The sequence below is a fragment of the Sphingomonas trueperi genome (assembly GCF_011927635.1).
GTDB lineage: Bacteria > Pseudomonadota > Alphaproteobacteria > Sphingomonadales > Sphingomonadaceae > Sphingomonas > Sphingomonas trueperi.
This window is the reverse complement of the sequence record NZ_JAATJB010000002.1, coordinates 498,190-522,151: the sequence shown is the minus strand read 5'-3', so window position 1 is coordinate 522,151 and position 23,962 is coordinate 498,190. Positions and strand designations below refer to the sequence as shown.

The 23,962-nt window shown below is 68.3% G+C and carries 19 protein-coding genes and 1 riboswitch; of the genes, 9 read left to right on the top strand and 10 right to left on the bottom strand.

Going from position 1 to position 23,962, the window contains the following annotated elements; all coding sequences use genetic code 11:
• The 4 genes from GGR89_RS05830 to GGR89_RS05815 all read left to right on the top strand — a co-directional run.
• Positions 1-195 (top strand): UDP binding domain-containing protein (locus GGR89_RS05830; protein ID WP_245201569.1); only part of this gene is annotated, 195 nt, incomplete at its 5' end.
• 102 nt (positions 196-297) lie between these two features.
• Positions 298-1,236 carry a sulfate adenylyltransferase subunit CysD gene (cysD, locus tag GGR89_RS05825; RefSeq protein WP_167712780.1) on the top strand — a complete coding sequence of 313 codons (939 nt, stop codon included), beginning with the start codon at positions 298-300 and terminating at the stop codon, positions 1,234-1,236.
• Entirely contained in the window at positions 1,236-3,149 is a 1,914-nt protein-coding gene (cysN, locus tag GGR89_RS05820; protein WP_125972578.1) for a sulfate adenylyltransferase subunit CysN, read from the top strand. The genes cysD and cysN overlap by 1 nt, the downstream gene beginning before the upstream one ends.
• A complete protein-coding gene (locus GGR89_RS05815; RefSeq protein ID WP_125972580.1) occupies positions 3,131-3,874 on the top strand; it encodes a 3'(2'),5'-bisphosphate nucleotidase CysQ in 744 nt (247 codons plus the stop codon). Before cysN ends, GGR89_RS05815 begins: the two co-directional genes overlap by 19 nt.
• A gap of 287 nt (positions 3,875-4,161) precedes the next feature.
• Here the strand turns inward: GGR89_RS05815 and GGR89_RS05810 are convergent, their stop codons facing one another.
• Entirely contained in the window at positions 4,162-6,954 is a 2,793-nt protein-coding gene (locus tag GGR89_RS05810; RefSeq protein WP_125972582.1) for a TonB-dependent receptor, read from the bottom strand.
• 232 nt (positions 6,955-7,186) lie between these two features.
• On the opposite strand from GGR89_RS05810, the gene GGR89_RS05805 reads away from it, so the two are divergent.
• Both GGR89_RS05805 and GGR89_RS05800 read left to right on the top strand, forming a co-directional pair.
• Positions 7,187-8,407, top strand: a complete 1,221-nt coding sequence (locus tag GGR89_RS05805; protein WP_125972584.1) for a histidine-type phosphatase — start codon at positions 7,187-7,189, stop codon at positions 8,405-8,407.
• 74 nt (positions 8,408-8,481) lie between these two features.
• Positions 8,482-9,114, top strand: coding sequence for a twin-arginine translocation pathway signal protein (locus GGR89_RS05800; protein ID WP_125972586.1), 633 nt, complete (start codon positions 8,482-8,484; stop codon positions 9,112-9,114).
• Positions 9,115-9,132: 18 nt separating this feature from the next.
• On the opposite strand, the gene GGR89_RS05795 is transcribed toward GGR89_RS05800, so the two are convergent.
• From GGR89_RS05795 to GGR89_RS05780, 4 genes are all read right to left on the bottom strand, one after another.
• Positions 9,133-10,302 (bottom strand): glycosyltransferase, encoded by a 1,170-nt coding sequence (locus GGR89_RS05795; RefSeq protein WP_125972588.1) that lies wholly within the window; start codon positions 10,300-10,302, stop codon positions 9,133-9,135.
• Entirely contained in the window at positions 10,302-11,078 is a 777-nt protein-coding gene (locus GGR89_RS05790) for a DUF2334 domain-containing protein (protein WP_125972590.1), read from the bottom strand. The genes GGR89_RS05795 and GGR89_RS05790 overlap by 1 nt, the downstream gene beginning before the upstream one ends.
• A gap of 205 nt (positions 11,079-11,283) precedes the next feature.
• Positions 11,284-12,666, bottom strand: a complete 1,383-nt coding sequence (locus tag GGR89_RS05785) for an aminotransferase-like domain-containing protein (protein ID WP_125972592.1) — start codon at positions 12,664-12,666, stop codon at positions 11,284-11,286.
• Between the two features lie 135 nt (positions 12,667-12,801).
• Entirely contained in the window at positions 12,802-13,230 is a 429-nt protein-coding gene (locus GGR89_RS05780; RefSeq protein ID WP_125972594.1) for a DUF983 domain-containing protein, read from the bottom strand.
• Positions 13,231-13,825: 595 nt separating this feature from the next.
• On the opposite strand from GGR89_RS05780, the gene GGR89_RS05775 reads away from it, so the two are divergent.
• A complete protein-coding gene (locus GGR89_RS05775; protein ID WP_164542611.1) occupies positions 13,826-13,975 on the top strand; it encodes a hypothetical protein in 150 nt (49 codons plus the stop codon).
• 135 nt (positions 13,976-14,110) lie between these two features.
• Here GGR89_RS05775 and glmS read toward each other — a convergent pair whose 3' ends face one another.
• The 3 genes from glmS to glmU all read right to left on the bottom strand — a co-directional run bounded on the left by glmS (position 14,111) and on the right by glmU (position 17,700).
• On the bottom strand, positions 14,111-15,934 hold the full coding sequence (gene glmS, locus GGR89_RS05770) for a glutamine--fructose-6-phosphate transaminase (isomerizing) (RefSeq protein ID WP_125972596.1): 1,824 nt from the start codon (positions 15,932-15,934) through the stop codon (positions 14,111-14,113).
• 105 nt (positions 15,935-16,039) lie between these two features.
• Positions 16,040-16,351, bottom strand: a complete 312-nt coding sequence (locus tag GGR89_RS05765; protein ID WP_125972598.1) for a hypothetical protein — start codon at positions 16,349-16,351, stop codon at positions 16,040-16,042.
• Positions 16,348-17,700, bottom strand: coding sequence for a bifunctional UDP-N-acetylglucosamine diphosphorylase/glucosamine-1-phosphate N-acetyltransferase GlmU (gene glmU / locus GGR89_RS05760; protein WP_125972600.1), 1,353 nt, complete (start codon positions 17,698-17,700; stop codon positions 16,348-16,350). Before glmU ends, GGR89_RS05765 begins: the two co-directional genes overlap by 4 nt.
• 85 nt (positions 17,701-17,785) lie before the next feature.
• On the opposite strand from glmU, the gene GGR89_RS05755 reads away from it, so the two are divergent.
• On the top strand, positions 17,786-18,463 hold the full coding sequence (locus tag GGR89_RS05755; protein WP_206434253.1) for an HAD-IA family hydrolase: 678 nt from the start codon (positions 17,786-17,788) through the stop codon (positions 18,461-18,463).
• A 27-nt stretch (positions 18,464-18,490) separates the two neighbouring features.
• Positions 18,491-18,581: riboswitch (glycine riboswitch) on the top strand.
• A gap of 102 nt (positions 18,582-18,683) precedes the next feature.
• Positions 18,684-20,069: an L-serine ammonia-lyase gene (locus GGR89_RS05750; RefSeq protein ID WP_125972604.1), complete on the top strand. Its 1,386-nt coding sequence runs from the start codon at positions 18,684-18,686 to the stop codon at positions 20,067-20,069.
• Between the two features lie 6 nt (positions 20,070-20,075).
• On the opposite strand, the gene GGR89_RS05745 is transcribed toward GGR89_RS05750, so the two are convergent.
• Together GGR89_RS05745 and GGR89_RS05740 are read right to left on the bottom strand one after the other, a co-directional pair.
• Positions 20,076-21,395: an alpha/beta hydrolase family protein gene (locus tag GGR89_RS05745; RefSeq protein WP_125972606.1), complete on the bottom strand. Its 1,320-nt coding sequence runs from the start codon at positions 21,393-21,395 to the stop codon at positions 20,076-20,078.
• 59 nt (positions 21,396-21,454) lie between these two features.
• A complete protein-coding gene (locus GGR89_RS05740) occupies positions 21,455-23,737 on the bottom strand; it encodes a TonB-dependent receptor (protein WP_125972608.1) in 2,283 nt (760 codons plus the stop codon).
• Positions 23,738-23,962: the final 225 nt, after the last annotated feature.

Below are 23,962 nucleotides of genomic sequence, written 5' to 3'. Positions count from 1 at the left end.
TATGCGGCGGCCGAGGGTTCGGACGCGCTGGTGATCGTCACCGAGTGGGACGCGTTCCGCGCGCTCGACCTCACCCGCATCAAGAACAGCCTGAAGGCACCGGTCCTCGTCGACCTGCGCAACATCTATCCGCCGGCCGAGCTCGAGCGCGCCGGCCTGCAGTATACCGGCGTCGGCAAGCCGAGCCGCGACTGATCCCGCTGCCCGCCCCCGCCGCAGGATCGGCCGGGGGCGGGTATGCCGCACTAAACATTTACTAGATCGCGCGGGCGCCCGGGGCTTTTTACATGCCCTTCCATGCTGCAAACGAGCACCATGGATTCCGCCACCGCGTCCCCCGCCCCGCTGACTCATCTCCAGCGGCTCGAGGCCGAGAGCATCCACATCCTGCGCGAAGTCGTCGCCGAGGCCGAGCGGCCGGTGATGCTCTATTCGATCGGCAAGGACAGCGCGGTGATGCTCCACCTCGCGCGCAAGGCCTTCTATCCGGCGCCCCCGCCCTTCCCGCTCCTCCATGTCGACACGACCTGGAAGTTCAAGGCGATGTACGAACTGCGCGAGCGCTCGGCAGCGAAAGCGGGCATGGAACTGCTCGTCCACCAGAATCCCGAGGCCAAGGCGCGCGGGATCAACCCGTTCGATCATGGTGGCCTCCATACCGACCTGTGGAAGACCGAGGGGCTGAAGCAGGCGCTCGACAAATACGGCTTCGACGCGGCGTTCGGCGGCGCGCGGCGCGACGAGGAGAAAAGCCGCGCCAAGGAGCGGATCTTCAGCTTCCGTACCGCCAGCCACCGTTGGGACCCCAAGAACCAGCGGCCCGAGCTTTGGCGGCTGTACAATGCCCGCAAGGCCAAGGGCGAGAGCATCCGCGTCTTCCCGCTCTCCAACTGGACCGAGCTCGACATCTGGCAATACATCCTCGCCGAGGGCATCGAGATCGTGCCGCTCTACTTCGCCGCCACCCGGCCGACGGTGGAGCGTGACGGCATGCTGCTGATGGTCGATGACGAGCGCTTCCGGCTGCACCCCGGCGAAGTCCCGGTCGAGCGCTCGATCCGCTTCCGCACGCTCGGCTGCTACCCGCTCACCGGCGCGGTGGAGAGCACGGCGAACACGCTGGAGAGCGTGATCCAGGAGATGCTGCTCACCACCACCAGCGAACGCCAGGGCCGCGCGATCGACCACGACCAGACAGCCAGCATGGAGAAGAAGAAGCAGGAGGGGTATTTCTGATGACCGCCTACCGCCCCGACGCGCTGATCGCTTCCGACATCTCGGCCTATCTCGAGCTGCACCAGCACAAGTCCCTGCTGCGCTTCCTCACCTGCGGCTCGGTCGACGACGGCAAGTCGACGTTGATCGGTCGCCTCCTGTACGATTCGAAGCAGATCTTCGAGGACCAGCTCTCGGCGCTGGAGAGTGACTCGAAGCGCGTCGGCACCCAGGGCCAGGCGATCGACTTCGCGCTGCTGGTCGACGGCCTCGCCGCCGAGCGCGAGCAGGGCATCACCATCGACGTCGCCTATCGCTTCTTCGCGACCGAGAAGCGGAAGTTCATCGTGGCGGATACGCCCGGGCACGAGCAGTACACCCGCAACATGGTCACCGGCGCCTCAACCGCCGACCTCGCCGTCATCCTGATCGATGCGCGCAAGGGCGTGCTGACTCAGACCAAACGGCACAGCTTCCTCGCGCATCTGCTCGGCATTCGGCACCTGGTGGTGGCGGTGAACAAGATGGACCTGGTCGACTATGACCAGGCGGTGTTCGACCGCATCGTCGATGCCTATGCCGAGTTCGCCCAGTCGATCGGCATCCAGGATTTCACGCCGATCCCGATCTCGGGCTTCCAGGGCGACAACGTCACGACGCGCAGCGATGCGATGCCCTGGTTCGGCGGCCCGGTGCTGCTCGACCATCTCGAAAGCGTCGAAGTCAACGGCGACATCGATCGCATCAAGCCGTTCCGCATGCCGGTGCAATGGGTCAACCGACCCAATCTCGACTTTCGCGGCTTTGCCGGATTGATCGCCAGCGGCACCATACGCCCGGGCGACCCGGTCCGGATCCTGCCCTCGGGCCGCACCAGCACCGTCGCGCGCATCGTCGCGATGGGCGGCGACAAGGACATCGCGGTCGCAGGGGAATCGGTCACCCTCACCCTCGCCGACGAAGTCGACTGCTCGCGCGGCGACGTGATCGCCACCGCCGACGCGCCCCCGCAGGCCGCGGACCAGTTCAAGGCGACCATCGTCTGGATGGACCCGGCCGAGCTGCTGCCCGGCCGCGCCTATTGGCTCAAGCTCGGCACCCAGACGGTCAGCGCGGTGATCCGCGCGCCCGAGTATGCGATCGATGTCAACACCATGGCACGCGCGCCCGCCAAGACGCTGGCGCTCAACGACATCGGCGTGGCCGAGATCGTCACCGATCGCGGCATCGTCTTCGAGCCCTATGCCGAGAGCCACGATCTCGGCGGCTTCATCCTGATCGACAAGCTGACCAACGCCACGGTCGGCGCCGGCATGCTCGATTTCGCGCTGCGCCGCGCGCAGAACGTCCACTGGCAGGCGGTGGAGATCACCCGCGAGGCCCATGCCCAGCAAAAGGGCCAGCAGCCGCGCCTGCTCTGGTTCACCGGCCTGTCCGGCTCGGGCAAGTCGACCATCGCCAATCTGGTCGAGAAGAAGCTGCATGCGCTGGGCAAGCACAGCTTCCTGCTCGACGGGGACAATATCCGCCACGGGCTCAACCGCGATCTCGGCTTCAGCGATCAGGACCGGGTGGAAAATATCCGCCGCATCGGCGAGGTTGCCAAGCTGATGACCGATGCCGGCCTGATCGTGCTCACCGCCTTCATCTCGCCCTTCCGCGCCGAGCGGGCGATGGTGCGCTCGCTGCTGCCCGAGGGAGAGTTCTTCGAGATCTTCGTCGATACCCCAATCGAGGAGGCCGAGCGCCGCGACGTAAAGGGGCTCTACAAGAAGGCGCGCGCCGGCGAGATCGCCAATTTCACCGGCATCTCCAGCCCCTATGAGCCGCCGCTCGCCCCGGAGATCCGCATCGACACCACCCGCACGAGTCCCGAGGAGGCCGCGGAGCAGATCGTCGAGGCGATCATGGGCGTATGGAGCCCGATGCTGTGAACGACGCCCAGCTCGCGCATGCCATCGCCGAGGAAGCCGGCGCGCTGCTGCTCCGCATCCAGGGCGAGTGCGCCGGCGGCGCGCGGGGCGACGCGGAGGCGAATGCGCTGATCCTCGATCGGTTGCGCGCGGCCCGGCCCGACGACGCGATCCTCTCCGAGGAATCCGCCGACGACCCCGTCCGCCTCGGCCGCAGCCGGGTGTGGATCATCGACCCGCTCGACGGCACCCGCGAATTCGCCGAGCGGCGCGAGGACTGGGCGGTGCATGTCGCGCTCGCCATCGACGGTGAACCGGCGGTCGGCGCGGTCGCCCTGCCCCGGCTCGGGCTGACGCTCGCCAGCGACACCCCGCCCGCGCTGGCCACGCCGCAGCAGCCGCCGCGCATGCTGGTCAGCCGCACCCGCGCCAGCCAGCTCTGCGCCGAGGTCGGCAGTTCGATCGGCGCCGTGCATGTCGGCATGGGCTCGGCAGGGGCCAAGGCGATGGCGGTGGTGCGCGGCGAGGCCGAGATCTACCTCCATTCCGGCGGCCAGCATCAGTGGGACAATTGCGCACCTGTAGCAGTGGCGCTGGCGGCGGGGCTGCACGCTTCGCGCATCGACGGCGCGCCCATCGTCTACAACCAGGCGAGCACCAGCGTGCCCGATCTGCTGATCTGCCGCCGCGAATGGGCAGAGCCCGTGCTGGCCGCGGTGGCCGACTGCAATCGATTGGATCGTTGAGAAAACGTTACGGAGAAACCCGGATCGGACTCCCCCCGAATGGCCGGAATCGGCCCGTGCGGCTATCTGGAGGGCACGCGAACGGCAGCGCTTCCCCCCGCTCCCTTCGCCGGTAACCGCGTATCGGCCAGCCCTGAACTGACGCAGGGCATAGCCAGTTTGGAACAAGTCGGCGTTCCACGACCGATCCCCCCAGTGGGGCGCCGACTTGTTTTCCACGTACGAGAGTATCGCTTGCGCATGACGGGCCGGTCCGCTTCCCTCCCTAGGCGGACCGGCCTTTTTGTTCAGAACGCGTAGGACAGGTTGAGCATGTAGGTGCGCCCCACCTCGACATAGCCGCCCTTGCGATCCACCGAGAGCAGCGCCTTGCCGACTCCGGCCGTCGACCAGTAGCTGTGCGAATCGAGCAGGTTCTGCACCGACACGCCGGCGGTGAGATGCTGGTTCACCGCATAGCTGAGGATCGCGTTCATCGTGGAGACCGGCTGGACATAGGTGTCCGGCTGCGACGAGCGCAGGTCGTACAGCTTGTTGCCGGTATAGGCGTAGTTCAGCGCGGCGTTGAACCCGCCATGCACCCAGAACAGCTCGGTGTTGAACATCACCTGCGGCGCCTGCGGCATGCGCTGACGGCGATAGCCGTTCGAGACGTACACCGTCGCATCCGCCCGCTGCAGCGTCACGTTGCCCTGGAAACCCAGCCCGTCGAGCAGGCCCGGCAGGCCCTTCAGGCTGTAGCGCGCGAACAGTTCCACGCCGTAGACGCTGCCCTCGCCGCTGGTGTCGAGCGTCTCGATCTCGACCCCGTCGGGCGAGAGCTGGCTGTTGGGCGAGGTCCACACGTTGAGGTCGCCGGTCGCGTTGGTCGAGCCGGTCGAGAACATCACATGGTTCAGGCGCTTGTAGTAGAGCGACGCCGAGAACAGATCGGTGCCCGCCCCCTTGTGCTCGATCGAGGTATCGACGTTCCACGCCTCCACCGCATCGAGATTGGGGTTCGGCACGAAGATCGAGGTGATCTTGCCGCTGTCGTCGCGCGAGACGCTGGTCGGCCCGAGCAGCAGGTCGAACGCCGGGCGCGAATAGCTCTTGCGCACCGAGAAGCGGTACACGGTGTTCGCGCCCGGGCGATAGGAGGCGATCAGGCTCGGCAACCACTGGTCGTAGCTGCGCGCGCTGGTGGTGAAGCCTGCGGTCTTGCCATTGTCCTGCCAATAGCGGCCCTGGAACCAGTTGTGCTCGTAGCGCAGGCCCGGCGTGATCGTCAGGCCGCCGAACGCGAAATTGGCGAGGATATAGCCGCTGGCGCGATGCTCCTTGCCGTCGAGCCGGTTCTCTTCCAGCTTCACCGGATCGATGCCGGACAGCTTCGACAGCGACAGCTTGGCGTTCTGCGCCTCGATCCAGGCATGATCGGGGATGTAGAACGGCACCTGCATGTCGTTCATGAAGCCGTTCAGCCGCTTGCCCGGCACCGCGGTGAGCTTGGTCATGTTCGGGTCGGTGGCGGTGAAATCATATTCGAGCGCACCATCGTCGCCGAGGCTGTTCGAATAGCGCTTCGAGGCTTCGTACTTGGTGCCTGCCTGGATCGAGGAAAGCCCGCGATCGCCGAAGCGCCAGGTGCCGTCCAGCCGGCCCTCGAGCTTCGATTCCCACGAATCCTCGAACTGCGCCGTGGTGTAGGCCTGGCCGAAATTGTCGAGATTGGTGATCGTGTTGCGGGCGTCGTCGGTCAGCACCACCTGCGGGTTGGTGCGATCGGCCAGGCCGGTGATCAGCTTGTAGGTAGCCGGGCCCGTCGCATTCGGCCCGATATAGGTCGGGCTGCCCCACTTGGCCTGGATGCGCAGCGGATAGCTCGTCGCGCCGCGCGAATAGGCACCGTTATAGTCGAGCGTCAGGTCGCCCAGCCGGCTCTCACCGCCGATCTTGGTGGTGAAAAGCCGCTGGTTGCTGTGCTCGGTACGGAAATAGTTGGTGCCGCCGAGACCGTACATCGCCAGATAGCCGGCGCTGTCATAGTTGGAACCCAGCTTGCTGCCCGCGTTCGGGTTGGTCTGGCCGGCGGTGAGGCCCACGCTGCGCGCGGCAGTCTGGTCCATCCAGTTCTTGAGGCGGTATTCGCCATAGGTCGTGCGGGCATAGAGGTCGGTGCTGTCGCCCTTCCATTCCAGGTTCACCGTGCCGCCGAAGCGCTCGATCTTGTTCTGGAAGATGTTCCACTCGACGCCGACCGGCACCGCGTTGGCGAGGTTGTCGCGCACCGCGCCCGGCACATTGCCGTTCTGCTTGGTGTAATCCTTGTGGATCGCCACCGACTCGCTGAAGACGTTCTTCTTGCCGTAATAGCCCGAGGCATAGACGCCGAAACTGCCGAACTGCTGGGCGGTTTCGAGCGCGATCGTGCCGCCCCAGGGATCCTGGTCGCGCGCAGCCGCGCGGCCGGCGATCTGGCCCTGTGCGCGGATCTGGAAATGGTGCGCGCCGAAATCGAAGGGCGAGGCGGTGCGCAGGTCGATCACGCCGGCGATGGCGTCGCCGTCCTGCGCCGCGGTCGGTGCCTTGTCGACGCGAACCTCGGAGAGCGCGAAGGGCGACAACAGGTTCATCGAGATGGCGCGGGTGCGCGCATCGGTCTGCGCCAGGCGGACGCCGTCGAGCGCATAGGCGTTGTAGGCGGTGTCGAGCCCGCGGATCGACAGATACTGCGCCTCGCCGGTCGAGGCGGCGTTGCGCGACTGGTCGACCGAGGAACTGACGCCCGGCAGGCGGGTGAGCAGGTCGGCCAGGTTCTGCTGCGGCTGCGCGCGCAGTTCCTCGCCCGAGACGATGGTGACGAGCGAGGCGCTCTTCACCTGCTCCTCCTGCACCGTCTTGATCGCGGCGCGCTGGCCGGTGACGACGATCGTCTCGCCGTCGCGCGTCTGATCGTCATTGTCCGAGGTCGGGGTGTCCGACGCGGCTGCCGCGACGGTGTTCTCGCGCGGCGTGGCGGCCCATGCCTGCCCCTGTGCGATGAGTGCGACCATGCCCCCGCCCAGGAGCAGCGCGGTGCGCTTGTTCCAGTGTCCCATTGGTTATGTCCTTCGCTGGATATTGGTGCCAGCCTGTTCCTGCTGGTCGCTGCCGCCGCTAGCTGCGGCTGGCGGCAATTCAGCGTAGCCTCCGTGGCAATTTCAGTATCCCGGGGTTACATTTTTGCTGCGATGCAGCGCAAATCGCGGAAATCACAGGAGCAATACCAATTATTAAATTGGTATTCTTTTTCGTCACACAGCTTTCACGCGCGAAGGCTAGCATCCGCCGATGACCACCTCTCCTCTCGCGCGCGTCGGCGCGCTTGCTGCGCTCGCCCTGTTCCCCACCGCCGTCCAGGCAACGACGACGCCAAAGCCGCTGCATGTCGAGCGGCTGGTGCTGCTGATGCGCCACGGCGTGCGCGCGCCGCTGGACGGCGAGGTGCCGCCCGCGACGCGCACCGGCCAGCCCTGGCCGCGCTGGAACGGACCGGCCGAGCAGGTGACGCCGCACGGCGCTGCGGCACTCCGCGCGCTGGCCAAGGCCGATCGACGCTGGTTCGCCGCCGCCGGGCTGGTCGCCGCCAACGGCTGCCCCGATCCCGCGGCGCTGCGGCTCTGGACCAACAGCTCGCCGCGCACGATCGCCAGCGGCCAGGCCTATGCGGCGGGCTTCGCGCCCGCTTGCCAGGTCGTGGTGGGCCACAAGCCCGAAGGCACCAACGACCCGATCTTCGAGCCGCTGGGCGCCCATCCCGCCGCGTTCGACGCGGCCCGCGCGGTAGAATCGATCAACCGCTATACCGGCGGCGGCGAGGCGCTGACCCGGCGCCATGCCGAAGGGCTCACGCTGCTGGAGCAGGTGCTCGCCTGCCCCACCGCGCCGTGCAGCCCGGTCGAGCCCTCCTCGGTCCGCGCCAGCGAAGACGGCCATGGGATCGACCTCAAGGGTCCGATCCGCGCCGCGTCGGGCACCGCGCAGGTGCTGATGCTGCAATATCTCGAAGGCCTGCCGCTGGCGCAGGTCGGCTGGGGCCGCGCGACGCCGGCGCGGCTGGAAGCACTGGGCGCGGTCCACGGCGCGCTGTTCGACATATTCAGCCGCCCGCCCTATATGGCCGCCTTCCAGATGGCGCCGACGGTCGACCGCATCACCCGCGACCTGACCGCCGCCGACGCGCCCAAGCTGGACGTGCTGATCGGCCACGATACCAACGTCGCGGCACTGGCGGCGGTGCTGGGCGTGCCGGTCAAGGCGCCGGGCTTCGCGACCAACGATCCCTCGCCGGGCGGCGGCATCGCCATCGCGCTGGTCAAGGCACCCAATGGCCGCCAGGCGGTGCGCCTCTGGTACCGCAGCCAGAGCGCCGCCGACATGCGCGCCGCCCGCGACCGCACGGTCTGGACGCCGCTCCGCCTCAAGGGCTGCGACGAGGGCGCCGAGCACCGCTGTGCGCTGCCGGCGTTCCTGAAGCGGCTGGAGACAGCGACGGCACCTGCGCGCGGCTAGACCCCGCGGCTGGGGTAAACGTCGTATTGTTGCAGCGACCTGCGGGCTCGATCCAGCCCGGGGAGATTGCACGCATGACGACGGTACTTCGCAGCCTGACCCTGGCCTTGGCCGCCGCCGCGGTGTCGCCAGCAGCGCTGGCGCAGCAGCTGCCCGCGCCTGCCGCCGCGGAGGAAGCGGGCGGAGCTTCGCCCTTCGTGCCTGCCGGATTCGCACCACCGACCCTGGTGGACGCGCAAAGGTTCAAGCTCGTCCCGCTCGGGCCCGCTTTGGTCAAGATCGACTTCGACGCCTATATGTCGTCGATCGACCATCTCCAGAAGACCTTCACGCGCAGCACCGCATGGCCGCACCCCGGCATCACCGATGCCGATGCCATGCGCGACATGGAGACGGAACAGGCCCGCTTCCGCGCGCGTCGGTCCTTCGCCTATGCGGTGCTCTCCCCCGATGGTCGCCGCGAGCGAGGATCGGTGTATGTCTCGCCCAGCCCGATCCCCGGCTACGACGCCATGGTGCGGCTGTGGGTGACCAAGGCGGACCATGACGCCGGGTTCGACGCCGAACTCTATGCGTGGGTCACCGAGTGGATCCGCACGGACTGGCCGTTCGCGCGGGTGGCCTATCCCGGCCGGTCGATCGACTGGGGAACCTGGGACGCAGCCGTTGCCGCGGAAGCAGCGAAACGGCCGCGCCCGGGACCGTAAGCGCGAGGCGCCGCGCCCTTACGCCGCGCGCGAGTACGCCATCGCCTGGTAGCTCGCGAACAGTTCCTCGAAATGCTGGTCCATCGTCCGCGTCGACGGCGCGTCCGCGGTGGCGCGCATGCGGTGGAACATCGGGGTGGTGTCGACGAAGTGGGTCAGCGCATCGCGCAAGGACACCGGGTCGGCCGAACGATAGAGCATCCCCTGCCCTTCGACGAACTGGTCGGCGGCGCCGCCCTCGTCGGGAACGATCAACGGCAGGCCGCTGGCGCGCGCTTCGGCGGCGACCATGCAGAAGGTCTCCGCCTCGCAGCCATGGACCAGCGCGTCGGCGCTCGCCAGCACCCGGGCGAGCTGCTCGCGGTTGCTGGTCGGCTCGAACAATTGGGCGTGCGGGTTGCGGCCGATCGCGGTGATCACCTTGGAGCGGGCGGTGCCGGTGCCGATCAGGACCAGCCCCATGGGATGCCGCCCCGCCGCCGCCTCGGCCGCCTCGATCACCATCGGCCAGCGCTTCTCCGGCGCCAGCCGGCCGACGCCGATCAGCAACGTCGCCTCGGGCCCCAGCCCGCAGCTCGCCAGCAGTTCGGCACGGAGCGATTCGTCGCGCAGGGTAGGGCTGAAATAGCCGGGCTCGACGCCCATCGGGATCGTCGCCACCTTGGTCAGACCGCCTTCGGTCAGCCGGCGCGCAAGCCCCTGCCCCGCCGTCACCACCTGGTCGAACCCGTCGTCGAGCCGGCGGAGATGCTGCCAGAAGGAGGAGAAGCCCTTGTCGATCGTCTCGCGGTTGGCAATCGTGCCGAACCAGCGATAGGCATAGGCGGCCAGCGGATCGGCGTGCATCACCAGCGACCGCGCCGCCGATCCCTGCCAGCGCGCGACCATCGAGGCGCTGCGCCAAGGCGACGAGGCCTCGACGAAATCGGGCCGCCAGCGGTCCAGCGCGGCGTGGAGCGCGGGCTCGTCGTCGAAATAGCGGTAGCGGCGGTCGAGCGGCAGCAACGGGGCCGGGATCGTCGCGAGGATCGCGCCGTCGCGCGCCTCGAGGATCTCCTCGCGCTCGCCGGGGGCGAGGATGACGATCTCGTGGCCCAGCTTGGCACCCAGCTCCATCTTGCGACGGACATAGGTTTTCACGCCGCCGCCATAGGGGCTGTAGAAGGCGCAGACGTCGAGGATGCGCATCAATGCGTCTCCAGCAGTTCGCGATATTGGCCGAAGCGGCCGCCCTTGGTCAGCGCACCGAGCGTCTTGTCGATGCTCGTGAGCAGCGCCGGCACGGTGATGTCCCCCGGATGCACGCCAAGCCGCATCGCCGGGCGGCGCGGCAGCAGCGTGCGGGCGAGCGCGGCCACGGCGAGCGAGGAGGCAATCCGGCTCTTGCTGCGGCTGGCCCAGGTGATCACCGGGCCCTTGGCGAGCACGCGGTCGGCCTGTTGCGGCGCCCACACCCGGAAATGATCCTCGGCGAGCGCGAAATCGAGGTCGCGCAGCGCTTCGCGGGCGCCGTCGCCATACAGCCAGGCGGGGGCGATGAAGCCGGTGACGGGGCGGCCGATAATGTCCTCCACCAGCGCCCTGCCGCGCGCCATCCGGTCGCGCGCGGTGGCATAGTCGAGGCCGAGGAACTCGCCCTCGCCTGCGGTCATGTGCCTGGCCTTGAAGCGCGCGCCGGCCGAGGCGTGCTCGGAGACGTCCTTGTGGAACCAGCCGTGCAGGAACATCTCGATCCCCGAATCAGCCCAGCCGCGCAGCCGGGTGGCGAAGGGGCTGCCGGGGACCAGCGGGGCCGATCCCCAATGGTCCGGCACCACCAGCATCGCATAGCGGGGCGCGCCGATATGCCGCAGGAACAGCTCGGAAAGCTGGTCGACCGCGCCCTCGGAACGGGGCCCGACATCGTGGATCGATGCGAGCAGGCTGGGGCCCTTGGGCCCTTGGGGGCGGGTGGTTGCGGTCATGCTATCGTTCTTTGCTGCAGGTGCGAGCGATATAGACCGCCGGAACTGGGCGGCAAGCGGGCGGAATTCCGGCTTTTTCTAACGCGCGGAATACCAAGGACTAAACGACGCGGGGCCCCTCGATCCGCACCAACGCTGCCATAATCGACGCGAAGCGGACATCCATCTTCGGTCTAGGGTCCCTCTACCTTGGGGTTGGCAGCGCTTAGACGAGCGCGATTTTGCGGGTCGCCTCGGGGGTGGTCAGCGCGTCGACCAACCGCAGCGCACGCTCGACACGCTCGCGCGGCGTCGATCCTCCGATCGAAACGCGCAACGCGGGCGGCGCCGTCCCGGGATCCACCGCAAACACATCGCCGCCGACCACGCCCAGCCCCTGCGGCCGCAGCGCGTTGACAATTTCGGCCGCATTCGCCCCTGCCGGGAGCGGCATCCACAGATGATAGCCTTCTTCCTGCGCGTGGAAGCTGCCGGGACGCAGCACCGCGCGGGCGATCGCCTGCCGCGCGCGTGCTTCTTCGCGCACCGCGGCACGCAGCGCATCGAAGCTGCCGCCGTGCAGCCAGTCGGCGACCACCGCGACGTTGAGCGGCGGCGCCATCACCGCGGTTTCGTGCAGATCGGCCGCGAGCCGCCACGCCGCCGCGACGTCGGGCGCGGCGATCCAGGCGACGCGGAGGCCGGGCGACAGGATCTTCGAAACGCTGGCGATGTGCCAGCAGCGTTCCGGCACCAGCGCGGCGAGCGGCGGCAAGGGCGCCTCGGGGAGCAGCCCATAGGCATCGTCCTCGATCAGCTTCAGCCCGTGGCGGCGCACCACTGCCGCCAGCGCCGTGCGCCGCGCCGGGCCCATCGTCGCGGTAGTCGGATTGTCGTTGGTGGGAACGACATAGGCCGCCGCAACCCCGTCCGCACAGGCGTCCGCCAGCGCCTCGGGCATCATGCCCTCGCCGTCGCTCGCGATCACCCGCAGCGTCAGGCCATAGCGCCGCGCGACCGCGAGCAGCCCGGGATAGACGAACGCGCCCACCGCCAGCACGTCGCCGGGGCGCAGCTCGGTGCTGATCACCGCATGCAGCGCGTGCTGCCCGCCGGCGCTGACCAGCACGGTATCGTCCTGGGCCGGGATGCCGCGGCCCTGCAGCAGGGCGGCGCCCGCCGCACGCGCCAGCGGCATGCCGCCGCGTGGCTGATAGTGGAACGGCGCTGGCCCGTCCGCCCGGCCGAGCAGGTTCGCCGCCGAGGCGGCGAACGCCTTTTCCAGCTGCCGGTCCGCGGCTTGGGGGGGCGCGTTCATCCCGGCATCGGCCGGCTCGGTATAGGGAATGCCGCTGGGCTCGACGGCCTTGCTGCGCACGAAGCTGCCGCGGCGGCCATCGCCTTCGATCAGCCCCAGCCGCTGCGCCTCGCCATAGGCGCGGGTGACGGTGGTCAGGTCCACGCCCAGCGCCTCGGCCAGCATCCGCTGCGGCGGCAGCCGGTCGCCGGGCTGCAGCGCGCCTGCCTCGATGTCGCGCGCGATCGCATCAGCGATGGCGAGGTACTTCGGACCCAGGGTTCCGGCGATGTCGGGTTTCCAGCTTTGCATGGTTCGAGGCCTAGCCGATCGCATCTAAATTTACAGACGTTCCGCGCATGGTCCCGCCCTCAATCCCGGTGCTGGGCGAAGCCGTCGCGGCCGCGCGCGCCGCTTCGCGCCGGGCAACAGGCGACGCGATGGCGATCATCCCTCGAACGGATCGCTGCCGGCGGCGCGGCCGTCGAGCCGGTTCCACAGCCGCTCGGTCCCCGCCTCGCGGGCGCGGTTCACATATTGCGAGGCGACCAGCCAGCCCTTGATCGGCCGCAGCGGCAACAGGCTGCCCAGCGCCATCAGCGGCAGCGAGGTGAACAGATGCACCCACAAGGGCGGATCGAAGGCCACCTGCACCCACACCACCACGAAGGTGAGCGGGAAAACGACGATGCACAGCGAGAAGAAGGCGGGGCCGTCGTCCGGCGCGGCGAAGCGATAGTCCAGACCGCACGCCTCGCACGTGTCGGCCACCTTCAGCCAGGAGCGGAACATGCGCCCCTTGCCGCAGCGCGGGCACAGCCCCTTCCACCCGCATTTCAGGATCCAGGGAAACGCTGCCTTGGTCGATACCGTCATGACCCAACTCCTGAGTCGCACCATCCAGCTGCAACATAGTCACTACATAACCCATACACAATTTACAGGAACGGAATTTTGCCTGCTCAATGTATGCAAAACGTCTCCTCAGCGCCGGCGGCCGCCCGCGCGGGATCCGATCGACTGCAACGCCATCGCCCTCGTTCGCGAAGGGCATCGCGCATCATCGGGGACGCGAGGGTGGGTATCCGGCGTCGTCGGAAAGAGGCAGGTGGAGAAGATCGCCTGTTCGGAAGCCCTGCCCGGTCGGCTGCGTCGACGCGGCGCATCCCCGCATCGAGGGATAGGATCGCCTCGCCGGAAGATGGGTTGGCAGATACTCCAGTATACTGACGCCGCCGCAGGTCGTTCGGTACACCAAAGGGGTCGGGCGGCATTGCCCCCCTGCCCCTCGCCGCCCGACAACCTTCCCCGATCAGCGTTGAGGATGGCCCCTTCACCGCACCGGTTGTCGCCCCGCCACCGCCCAGCCCCCAGCGAACCTAAACGCACGTATGCGGGCGCCATGCCCCGCATAGGATGGAGCGGCCACCCGGATCGATGCTTATGGCTGCAACACTTCAGGAGACCGAAGATGCGCGTGAACTATGCCCGCAATGCCGGCCGTCCCTGGGCGGTACGCATTCTGCTCGACAATTCCCAGCCGCGCAGCCCGCGCCGCGCCCAGGCGATGCCGTTCGACGAGCCTCCCGCCCGCCGTACCGATGCGCCTGCCGGCATGTGACGGCGCCTCGGCCGCCCGCCACGACGATGTACCTCCGGCAGCATCTGCCGAACGTGCAGCCAGGCCTGTTCCTGCACGAATGAGGCGAAGCTGCGGATAGCGTGGCCGCGAGTACACCCCGGCCACGCCAGCCCGTCACTCGACGGTGACGGACTTGGCCAGGTTGCGCGGCTGGTCGACATCGGTGCCCTTGGCGACGGCAACGTGATAGGCGAGCAACTGCACCGGCACCGCATAGACCAGCGGCGCGATCAGCGGGTGGACCTTGGGCATGGTGATGGTGGCGATGCAGCCGTCCCCCGCGGCCTGGATGCCGTCATAGTCCGAGATCAGCACCACCTTGCCGCCGCGTGCCTGCACTTCCTGCATGTTGCTGACGGTCTTGTCGAAGAGCGGGCCCGAAGGCGCGATCACGATCACCGGCACGGCATCGTCGATCAGCGCGATCGGCCCGTGTTTCATCTCGCCGGCGGCATAGCCCTCGGCATGGATATAGCTGATTTCCTTGAGCTTCAGCGCGCCTTCCAGCGCCAGCGGATAATCGGTGCCGCGACCGAGATACAGCACGTCGCGCGCCGCCGCGATCACCCCGGCCATCGTCTGAATCGATTCGTCATAGGCCAGCGCGGCGTTGAGCGAAGCCGGCGCTTCGGCCAGATGGCGGACGATGCGGCGTTCCTCGGCTTCGTCCAGCTTGCCCTTGGCCTTGGCGAGATTGGCCGCCAGCGCGGCCAGCACCGCCAGCTGGCAGCTGAACGCCTTGGTCGAGGCCACGCCGATCTCCGGCCCGGCATGGGTCGGCAGCAGCAGGTCCGCCTCGCGCGCCATGGTGCTGGTCGGCACATTGACCACCGCGGCGATCGTCTGCCCCTCGCTGCGGGCGTGGCGGAGCGCAGCAAGCGTGTCCGCGGTTTCGCCCGACTGGCTGATCACGATCATCAGCCCGCCGTCTTCCATGACCGGCGCACGGTAGCGGAATTCGGAGGCGACATCGATGTCCACCGGCACGCGGGCGAACTGCTCGAACCAGTATTTCGCCACCATGCCGGCATAATAACTGGTGCCGCAGGCGACGATGGTGACGCGCTTGATCGCCGAGAGATCGAACTCCGGAATCGGCAGCGTCACCTTCTCCTCCATGCGCTGGAGATAGGCGCGCAGCGTCTGCGCGACGACGATCGGCTGCTCGTAGATCTCCTTCAGCATGTAATGCCGATGGTTGCCCTTGGAGATGAGCTCGCCGGTCACGCCCGAGATGGTGATCGGCCGCTCGACCGGATTATTGTCCTTGTCGAAGATCTCGGCGCCATCCCTGGTGATGACGACCCAGTCGCCCTCTTCCAGATAGGCGATGCGCTGGGTGAGCGGGGCCAGCGCCAGCGCGTCCGAGCCGAGATAGGTCTCGCCCTCGCCATAGCCGACGACCAAAGGCGAGCCGAGCCGCGCGCCGATCAGCAGATCGGGATGCTGGCGGAACAGGATGGCGAGCGCGAAGGCGCCGTGGAGGCGCGGCAGCACCTCGCGCACCGCATCGGCCGGGGCCATGCCCGCCTCGACCTTCTCGCTCACCAGATGGGCGACGACTTCGGTGTCGGTCTCGCTGGTGAAGGTGCGGCCGCGCGCGGTGAGTTCCTCGCGCAGCGCCTTGAAATTCTCGATGATGCCGTTGTGGACGAGGGCCACTTCGCCGGTCGCGTGCGGGTGCGCATTGTTGGTCGTCGGGCCGCCATGCGTCGCCCAGCGGGTGTGCGCGATACCCGTGGTGCCGGGCAGCGGGTGGGCGGCGAGTTCCTTGCCCAGATTGACCAGCTTGCCCGAGGCGCGGCGGCGCTCGATCGTGCCGTCTACGTCCGTGGCGATGCCGGCCGAGTCATAACCGCGATACTCGAGGCGCTTGAGGCCTTCGAACAGACGCTCTGCGACGTCTTCCTTGCCCACGATTCCAACGATTCCGCACATCGCATCCGTCCTCCTGCCCCAGCCCTAGCGCGGGTGGGCGGCCGCCGCTAGCGGGGGCATACTGACGGATGGCTGAATGCGTCCGCCTCCTAAGCGCCCTGTCCCTCAGTGCGGAAAGTTGGTGTCGTTGAAAATCCGGGTGAACTCGGCCGGATCGGGCTCGTGCCCCTGTTCCTCGCGGAAGCGCACCGCGCCCTTTTCCCAGACTTCGCGGATCGCCCCGGCGATCCCCTCGGGGAACTGCATCCGCTCGACGACGATGCCCCGCCAATCGCTCTCCCCGCCGAAGGCTTCGCGCAGCGCGGGTTCGGCGGCGGTGAGCTGGGCGTCGCTCTTCTCGTCGAGATGGCCGATCGCGTCGAGCACATAGGCATCGAGCAGCTTGAGGAACGGCTTGTCGGTATAGCGGTCGGTCATTTCGCGGCCTTTCGTGCCTTCATTATCGCACGGAAGGTCGTGGCCCAGCCCTGCTTCGTCAATGTTTCCGGACGGGTAACCGCCAGCGCATCGGCCTCGACATCGCGGGTGATCACCGATCCCGCGCCGATGATCGCCCCGTCGCCGATCGCCACCGGCGCCACCAGCGCGCTGTTCGATCCGATGAAGGCGCCCGCCCCGATCACCGTCTTCTGCTTTAGGAAGCCGTTGTAATTGCAGGTGATCGTGCCCGCGCCGATGTTCGCCCCGGCGCCGACGCTGGCATCGCCCAGATAGGTCAGGTGGTTGGCCTTGGCGCCCTTGCCCAGCACCGCGTTCTTGAGCTCGACGAAATTGCCGACATGGGCGTCCGCCTCCAGCACCGCGCCGGGCCGCAGCCGGGCATAGGGGCCGACGGTCGCGCCGCTGGCGATGGTCGCGCCCTCGATATGGCTGAAGGCACGGAGCACCACGCCGTCCGCGACGGTTACGCCGGGGCCGAACACCACGTTGGGCTCGATCGTCACGTCGCGGCCGATCTGCGTGTCGTGGGCGAACCACACCGTCTCCGGCGCGATCAGCGTCGCGCCCTCCGCCATGGCACGGGCGCGGCGAGCCTGCTGCCACGCCCCCTCCACCGCCGCCAGTTCGCCCCGGCTGTTGACGCCGGTGACTTCGGCGACCCCCGTCTCGATCACCGCCGCGACCCGGCCGTCGTCATTGGCGATCTCGACGATGTCGGTCAGGTAATATTCGCTGGCGGCGTTGTCGTTCTTCAGCCGGTCGAGCAGCACGAACAGATCGGCGCCCCGCACCGCCATCAGCCCCGAATTGCACAGGGTGACGGCGCGCTCCTCCGGCGAAGCGTCCTTGTACTCGACGATCTTCGACAGGCGATCGCCGCCCTCGATGATCAGCCGGCCATAGGCGCCGGGATCGGCCGGGCGGAAGCCGAGCACCACGACGGCGGGCTGGTCCGCGCCATGCAGCCGCTCGACCATCCGCCGCATCGTCGCGGTGGTGACGAGGGGCACGTCGCCATAGAGGATCAGCACGTCGCCGTCGAAGCCCGCCAGCGCGTCCTTGGCCTGGAGCACGGCGTGCCCGGTGCCGAGCTGCTCGGCCTGATGCGCCGTCTCCGCGCCCAGTGGGGTGACGGCAGCCTCCACCTGCTCGCGCCCGGCGCCGACCACCACGACCTCGCGCGCGGCGCCCAGCGCCTTCACGCTGTCGATCAGGTGGAGCAGCATCGGCCGTCCGGCAATCGGGTGCAGCACCTTGTGGGTATCGGATTTCATCCGCGTGCCCTTGCCGGCGGCGAGGATGATCGCGGCGATGGGTGCAGTCACGTGGCCAGTCTCCGGTCGAAATGGGGTGCAACCCCTGCCACGCTGGACATGGCTTTTCCAGCACGATGCTGCCATGCGGCACGCCATGCCCCTGCCCTTCCGGACCATCGGATTCGACCTCGACGGCACGCTGCTCGATACCAGCGGCGACCTTGCCGCGACGCTCAACCGCGTGCTCGCCGAGGACGGCCGGCCGGCCCTGCCGCTCGACCGCATCCTGTCCATGGTCGGCCGCGGCGTGCACAAGCTGCTGGAGCAGGCGGTCGCGGCGACAGGCGGCGGCGATGCGGCGGTGGTGGCACGGCTCTATCCGCGCTTCGTCGCGACCTATGGCGACCATATCGCCGAGCATAGCCGCCTTTATCCCGGCGTGCTCGACGCGCTCGATGCGCTGGCCGCGCAGGGCATCACGCTGGCGGTGGTCACCAACAAGCTGGAGGCGCTCAGCCTGCCGCTGCTGGAGGCGACCGGCCTGCTCCCGCGCTTCACCACCGTGATCGGCGGCGACACGCTCGGCCCCGGCACCGCCAAGCCTTCGCCCGCGCCGATCCTGGAGATGGTCCGGCGCTGCGGCGACCCGGCGGCGTTCGTCGGCGATTCGATCTACGACGTGCAGGCGGCGCAGGCGGCGACCGTCCCCGTGATCGCGTGCAGCTTCGGCTTCTCGCAAGTGCCGGTGGCGACGCTGGGCGCCGAGGCGGTGATCGATTCCTTCGCCGAACTGCTGCCCGCGCTGGAAGCCCTTCGCCCAATCAGCGTTTGACAGCGCGCGGCCGCACGACGAAACACACGCTGTCGGAAAGGGAGAGAATCCGGGCAACCGGATCGCCGAAGGAGCAACCGCCCCGGAAACTCTCAGGCAAAAGGACCTTCCGACCATAACATTCTGGAGAGTGGCGCCGCGCGCGCCCGCCGACGGGATAGCGATCTCAGGCAAACGGACAGAAGGGGCCCGCAACCGAGTGTTTCAGGAGACGGGTTCCGTGGCGACCAAAGGCGTCGGGCCGAATGCAGGGCCGATCAGCATCACCGACGTGTTCACCATCGGCATCGGGCCGTCGAGCTCGCATACCGTGGGGCCGATGCGCGCCGCGCGCGACTTCGCCGCCTGGGTGGTCGCCGACGGGCGCAGCGTCACCAAGCTGTGCTGCGAGCTGTTCGGCTCGCTGGCACTGACCGGCAAGGGCCACGCCACCGATCGCGCGGTGGTGCTGGGGCTGGCGGGCGAGCGGCCCGAGGGTGTCGATCCCGATGCGGTAGAGCCGATGCTGGCGCAGATCGCCGCCGAGCGCCGCATCCTGCTGAACGGCACCGCGTCGGTAGGCTTCGACCCCGAGGCCGACCTCAAGTTCCGCAAGCGCCAGTTCCTCCCCGGCCACCCCAACGGCATGAAGCTGCGCGCCACGCTGATCGACGGCGCGGTGCTGGAGCGGACCTATTATTCGGTCGGCGGCGGCGCGATCCGGCGCGAGGGCGAGGAAGCCGCGGCAGGCCTTTCCGCCGGTACCAACCATCCCTTCGCCAGCGCCCGCGAGATGCTGCAGCGCTGCGACGAGCTCGGGCTCGACATCGCCGGGCTGATGCTCGCCAACGAACGCGGCTGGCGCGACGATGCGGCGACGCTCGCCTTTGTCGACGGCATCCATGATGCGATGAACGCGTGCATGGATCGCGGCATGGCGCAAGACGGCATCCTGCCCGGCGGCCTGGAAGTCCCCCGCCGCGCACGCAAGCTCCACCAGAAGCTGATGGCGCGGGGCCCCCGCGTCGAGCCCGCCTCGGTGCTCGAATGGGTCAGCCTGTGGGCGCTGGCGGTGAACGAGGAGAATGCCGCCGGCGGCCGCGTCGTCACCGCGCCCACCAACGGCGCGGCGGGGGTGATCCCGGCGGTGCTGCGCTATTACGAATGCTTCGTCGGCAACGCGACCCAGGCGGGCAGCCGCCGCCTGCTGCTCACGGCAGCGGCGATCGGCATCCTCTACAAGCGCCAGGCGTCGATCTCGGCCGCCGAGATGGGCTGCCAGGGCGAGGTGGGCGTCGCCTGCTCGATGGCGGCGGCGGGCCTCGCCGCGGCGCTGGGGGGCAGCAACGCGCAGATCGAGAATGCCGCCGAAATCGGCATGGAGCATAATCTCGGCCTCACCTGCGATCCGATCGGCGGGCTGGTCCAGATCCCCTGCATCGAGCGTAACACGATGGGCGCGGTGAAGGCGATCAACGCCGCGATGCTCGCGCTGCACGGCGACGGCACGCACAAGGTCTCGCTCGACGCGGTGATCGAGACGATGCGCCAGACCGGCCTCGACATGCGCTCCAAGTACAAGGAGACGAGCCTCGGCGGCCTGGCGGTCAACGTCGTCGAGTGCTGACGCGGCTCAGGGCTGCGCGGGCTTGAACTCGAAGTTCATCCCCGAGATTCGGCTGGGCTGGAAGCCCTTCCAGATCGTCGAGGCCGGCGCGCCGGGGCTGAACCCGGCATAGCGGCCGCCCGGGGCGCCAGCCCACTTCCCGTCGTTCGAGTTCGGCACCAAGCCGTCGATGTACGACGCCTTGGCCTCCTCGCCCTTCACATAGCGATCGAGGAACGCGGTGATGAAGTGCGCCTGCACTGCCATCAGCCGGTCCTTGCGCCACACCGCGTCCTCGAACCAATCGAGGTCCCAGAAGCTCTCGCGCATCGCGGGCGGCGCGCCGATCAGCGCGATGCTGTGCGCCGCCTCGCGGAAGGTGAGCAGGTAGCGCGGGGCGTGGACCGCCTGCTCGAACAGCGTGCGCACGCCGGGATCATAGCCGACGACATGATCCTGGCTGCCGACGATGAACAGCGTCGGCGCGCGGATCGCCGCCACGCCGGGCGCTGCCCAGAGCGGCGTGCCGTAGAGGTTGCTGGCCGGCGAGATCGCCACCACCGCCTTGAGATCGGCGACCTTGAGGCGCTCCGCCTTCTCCGCCCCGGCCACATAGGGCGCGAGCACGCCGCGCGTCGCGCCCGCCACCGCCGGATCGAGCGGCGCGCCGCCGGCGGTGAGCACGCCGTAACCGCCCATCGAATAGCCGATCAGCGCGGTGCGCGCGGCATCGGCGGCGGCGAACGCCCCCTGCCCGGCCTGCGCCCGCCGCTGCGCCTCGGCAGCGACGAAGGCGATGTCGAGCGGGCGGCTGGTCAACGGTCCGGCGCGCGCGGCCGGCGTGCGGATGGTGATCGGCGGATCGCGGAAGGCGGGCGCGACCACGACATAGCCCTTGCTTGCGAGGTTCTCGCCGAGCCAGGACAGCACCTCGGGGGTGTTGCTATAGCCATGGGCGAGGATCACCAGCGGGAAGCGCCCCTTGGCCGCCGCCGCGCCCGGCGTGGCGAGCCCCGGCACCTCGAACGGCACGTCGCTGCCCTTCTCGCCCGGCAGCGCGGTGCGATAGCGGGTGCCCGCGCCTTTTGCCGCGGCCGGATACCAGAGCTTGATCGGGATGTGCCGGTCGACGATCGCCGGCTTGTCGGCGCCCTGCAGCGGATCGGCCCGGCCCGCTTCCACGAACTCGAGATCGGCCACCCCGACGCCGTAGCTGCCGAGCGCCGCCAGCTCCGGCGCGTCGACGCTGGGCCGTGCCGGCGCCTGCTGCGCCTGCTGCGCGTGGCCCTCAAACGCAAAAATCGCGGCTGCGCATGCTGCGGCCGCGATTCCAATTCTGCCGATCATTCGGTCCCCTCTCCTGATGGAGAGGGCGGAGGCATCGCCCCCGCCCTCCCGCGTGTGCATCAGTAATTTACACCGAAGCGCAGGCCTGCATAGCGACGGAAATCGCGCGGCAGGACCGACTGGGTGGCGATCTGCTTGCCGAAATTGCCGCCCGAGTTGACCAGCGCCGGGAAATACTGCTTGTCGAACAGGTTGTTGACGAACAGCGTCGCTTCCCAGCGGCGCTTGTGGTCGCGCACGCCGGCGGTCAGGTTGAAGATGCTGAACGCGGGCTGGAAGGTCTCCGGATCGCGCGCCGCATAATAGACGCTCGACTGATACTGCCAGCTGCCGACGAGCACGCCGTTCAGCTTCTCGGTCAGCGCCGGGCTATAGTCGATCGCCATCGACCCCTTCCATTCGGGCGCCTGGATCGCCCGCGTGCCGGTGAGCACCTGATAGCTGACCTTGCCCTGCGTCACGCAGCCCTGCGCAGGACCCTGCTGGGTGTAGCACGGCGCCGCCGGGAACGAGAGATAAGTCGCGTCGAGATAGGTGAGGCCGCCGTTGATCGTCAGGTCACGCATCACGCGTGCCGCGGCTTCGAACTCCAGGCCCTTGGTGTTCATCTTGCCGACGTTGGTCAGGCGGAAATTGGAGGTCCCGTCCGCCAGCTGCTCGATCGTCTGTGCCTGCAGGTCGGTATAGTCGGTGCTGAAATAGGTGACGTTGAACGTCACGCGGCGCCCGAAGAACTGCGAGCGGACGCCGAATTCCCAATCCTTCGAGGTTTCGGGCCGGATCGGGCCGGCGGCGGCGCGGTTCTTGTCGAAGTTGCTGGTCAGATCGTAGGTCTGGCCCTTGTAGCCGGTGGCATAGCTGCCGAACGCGAGGATTTCGCGCGTCGCCTGCCAGTTGAGGCCGAGGCGGTAGGTGGTGGCGTCGTCGCTGGCATGGCCGCCATAGCTGGTCGCCAGGCGCCGGTCGTCGAACGTGTATTCCACGCGCTCGTTCTGCGCGCGGCCGCCGACGGTGGCGGTGAGGTGCTGGATGAACTCCCAGTCGATCTGGCCGAACGCCGCGATCTGGCGCGAGCCCGAGGTGGCGAACCAGTTCTGCGGCGAGGTCACCGGGCCGCGATAGAAGCGGCGCTGGAAGCCGGCATCGGCGTAGTAGACGCCCAGCGCGTAGCGGAACGCGTCCTCGCCCGGCGAGAGCAGGCGGATTTCCTGCGTGAACAGGCGCGACTGGAAGCGGCCGTCCTGGATGTTGCGGCCGATCGCGCCCGGGGCGACGGTGTCGTCCTGGTCGATATAGTCGTTCATGTGGAACTTGTCGTACGACGTCAGGCCCAGCACCTGCATCTTGCCGATGTTGATGTCGGTACGCAGGATGCCGCCGCCGCCGGCGAACTTGGTGCCGGCGCGATCATTGTTGGCGATCTTCTGGTTGTCCGGCTCGATCGTGATCCCCGGCAGCACCACGTCGGTGGTCAGGCCCGGAGTGTTGAGGAAGGTCGCCCCCGGGGTGACGCGGATGAACGGGCGGCCGAAATCGGTCTTGCCGTCGACATAGTTGCCGGAGAGCGTGAAGATCACGTCCGGCGTCGCCTTCCACTTCAGCTTGGCGCGGGTGTTCAGCGTCTCGCGGCCGTTGACGCGCTTGTTGTTGAACACGTTGAGGACGTTGCCGTCCCAGTTCGAATAGCTCGCCGAGACGACATAGCCGAGATTGTCGTTGATCGGCCCGGTGACGCTGAAATTGCCGCCATATTCGCGGTCGTCGGTCGCCAGCACATTGGCCTTCACATGGAAGTCCTTGGTCGGCTGAACCGTCATGATCTTGATCAGGCCGGCCGAGGCCGCCTTGCCGTACAGCGTGCTCTGCGGCCCGCGCAGCACTTCGATCATCGCCACGTCGGGCAGGTCGGAGAAGGCACGCGCCTGGAAGGCGAGCGGCACGCCGTCGACGGTCACCGCCACCGAGGACTCGACGCCGATCGCATAGGCAAAGGTGCCGATGCCGCGCAGCGAGACGTTGGCGTTGACCGGGTTTTCCGAGGGGCGGATCACCAGCGAGGGCGAGACCTTGCCGAGATCCTGGAAGTGGCGGACGCCCTGCGCCTCGAGATCGGCGGGCGTCACCACCTGCACCGCGAGGGGGACGTTCTGGATGTTCTCGAAGCGCTTCTGCGCGGTGGTGGTGACGATGATCTCGCCATCGTCCTGGCCGGCGGCCGGCGCGGCCTGGGCGGGTGCCCCCGCACCCTTGTCAGCTTCCTCGGGCGTCGCAGCGTATGCGCTGCCGGCGAGGAACGTGGCGGCGAGCGCGACGGCGCGTGCCGAGAATGGGAAACCCCTCATGAAACTTGAACCCCTTGCGTGATGCTATCGTTCTGCCTCCCCCAAGCTGGAACGGCCGGCTACGCGTGCGCGCGCCGACGCTGATTTTGTGAGAATTATAGGATAAGTGTGGCCAGCAGGTCGGAAAATTAGCCGAAAATGTTTTGGTCCGGCCATGTCCGAGACGTGTGCGCCCGCGTTCGCCCAGTGAAAAAGGGGCGGAAGCATCGCTTCCGCCCCTCCCCC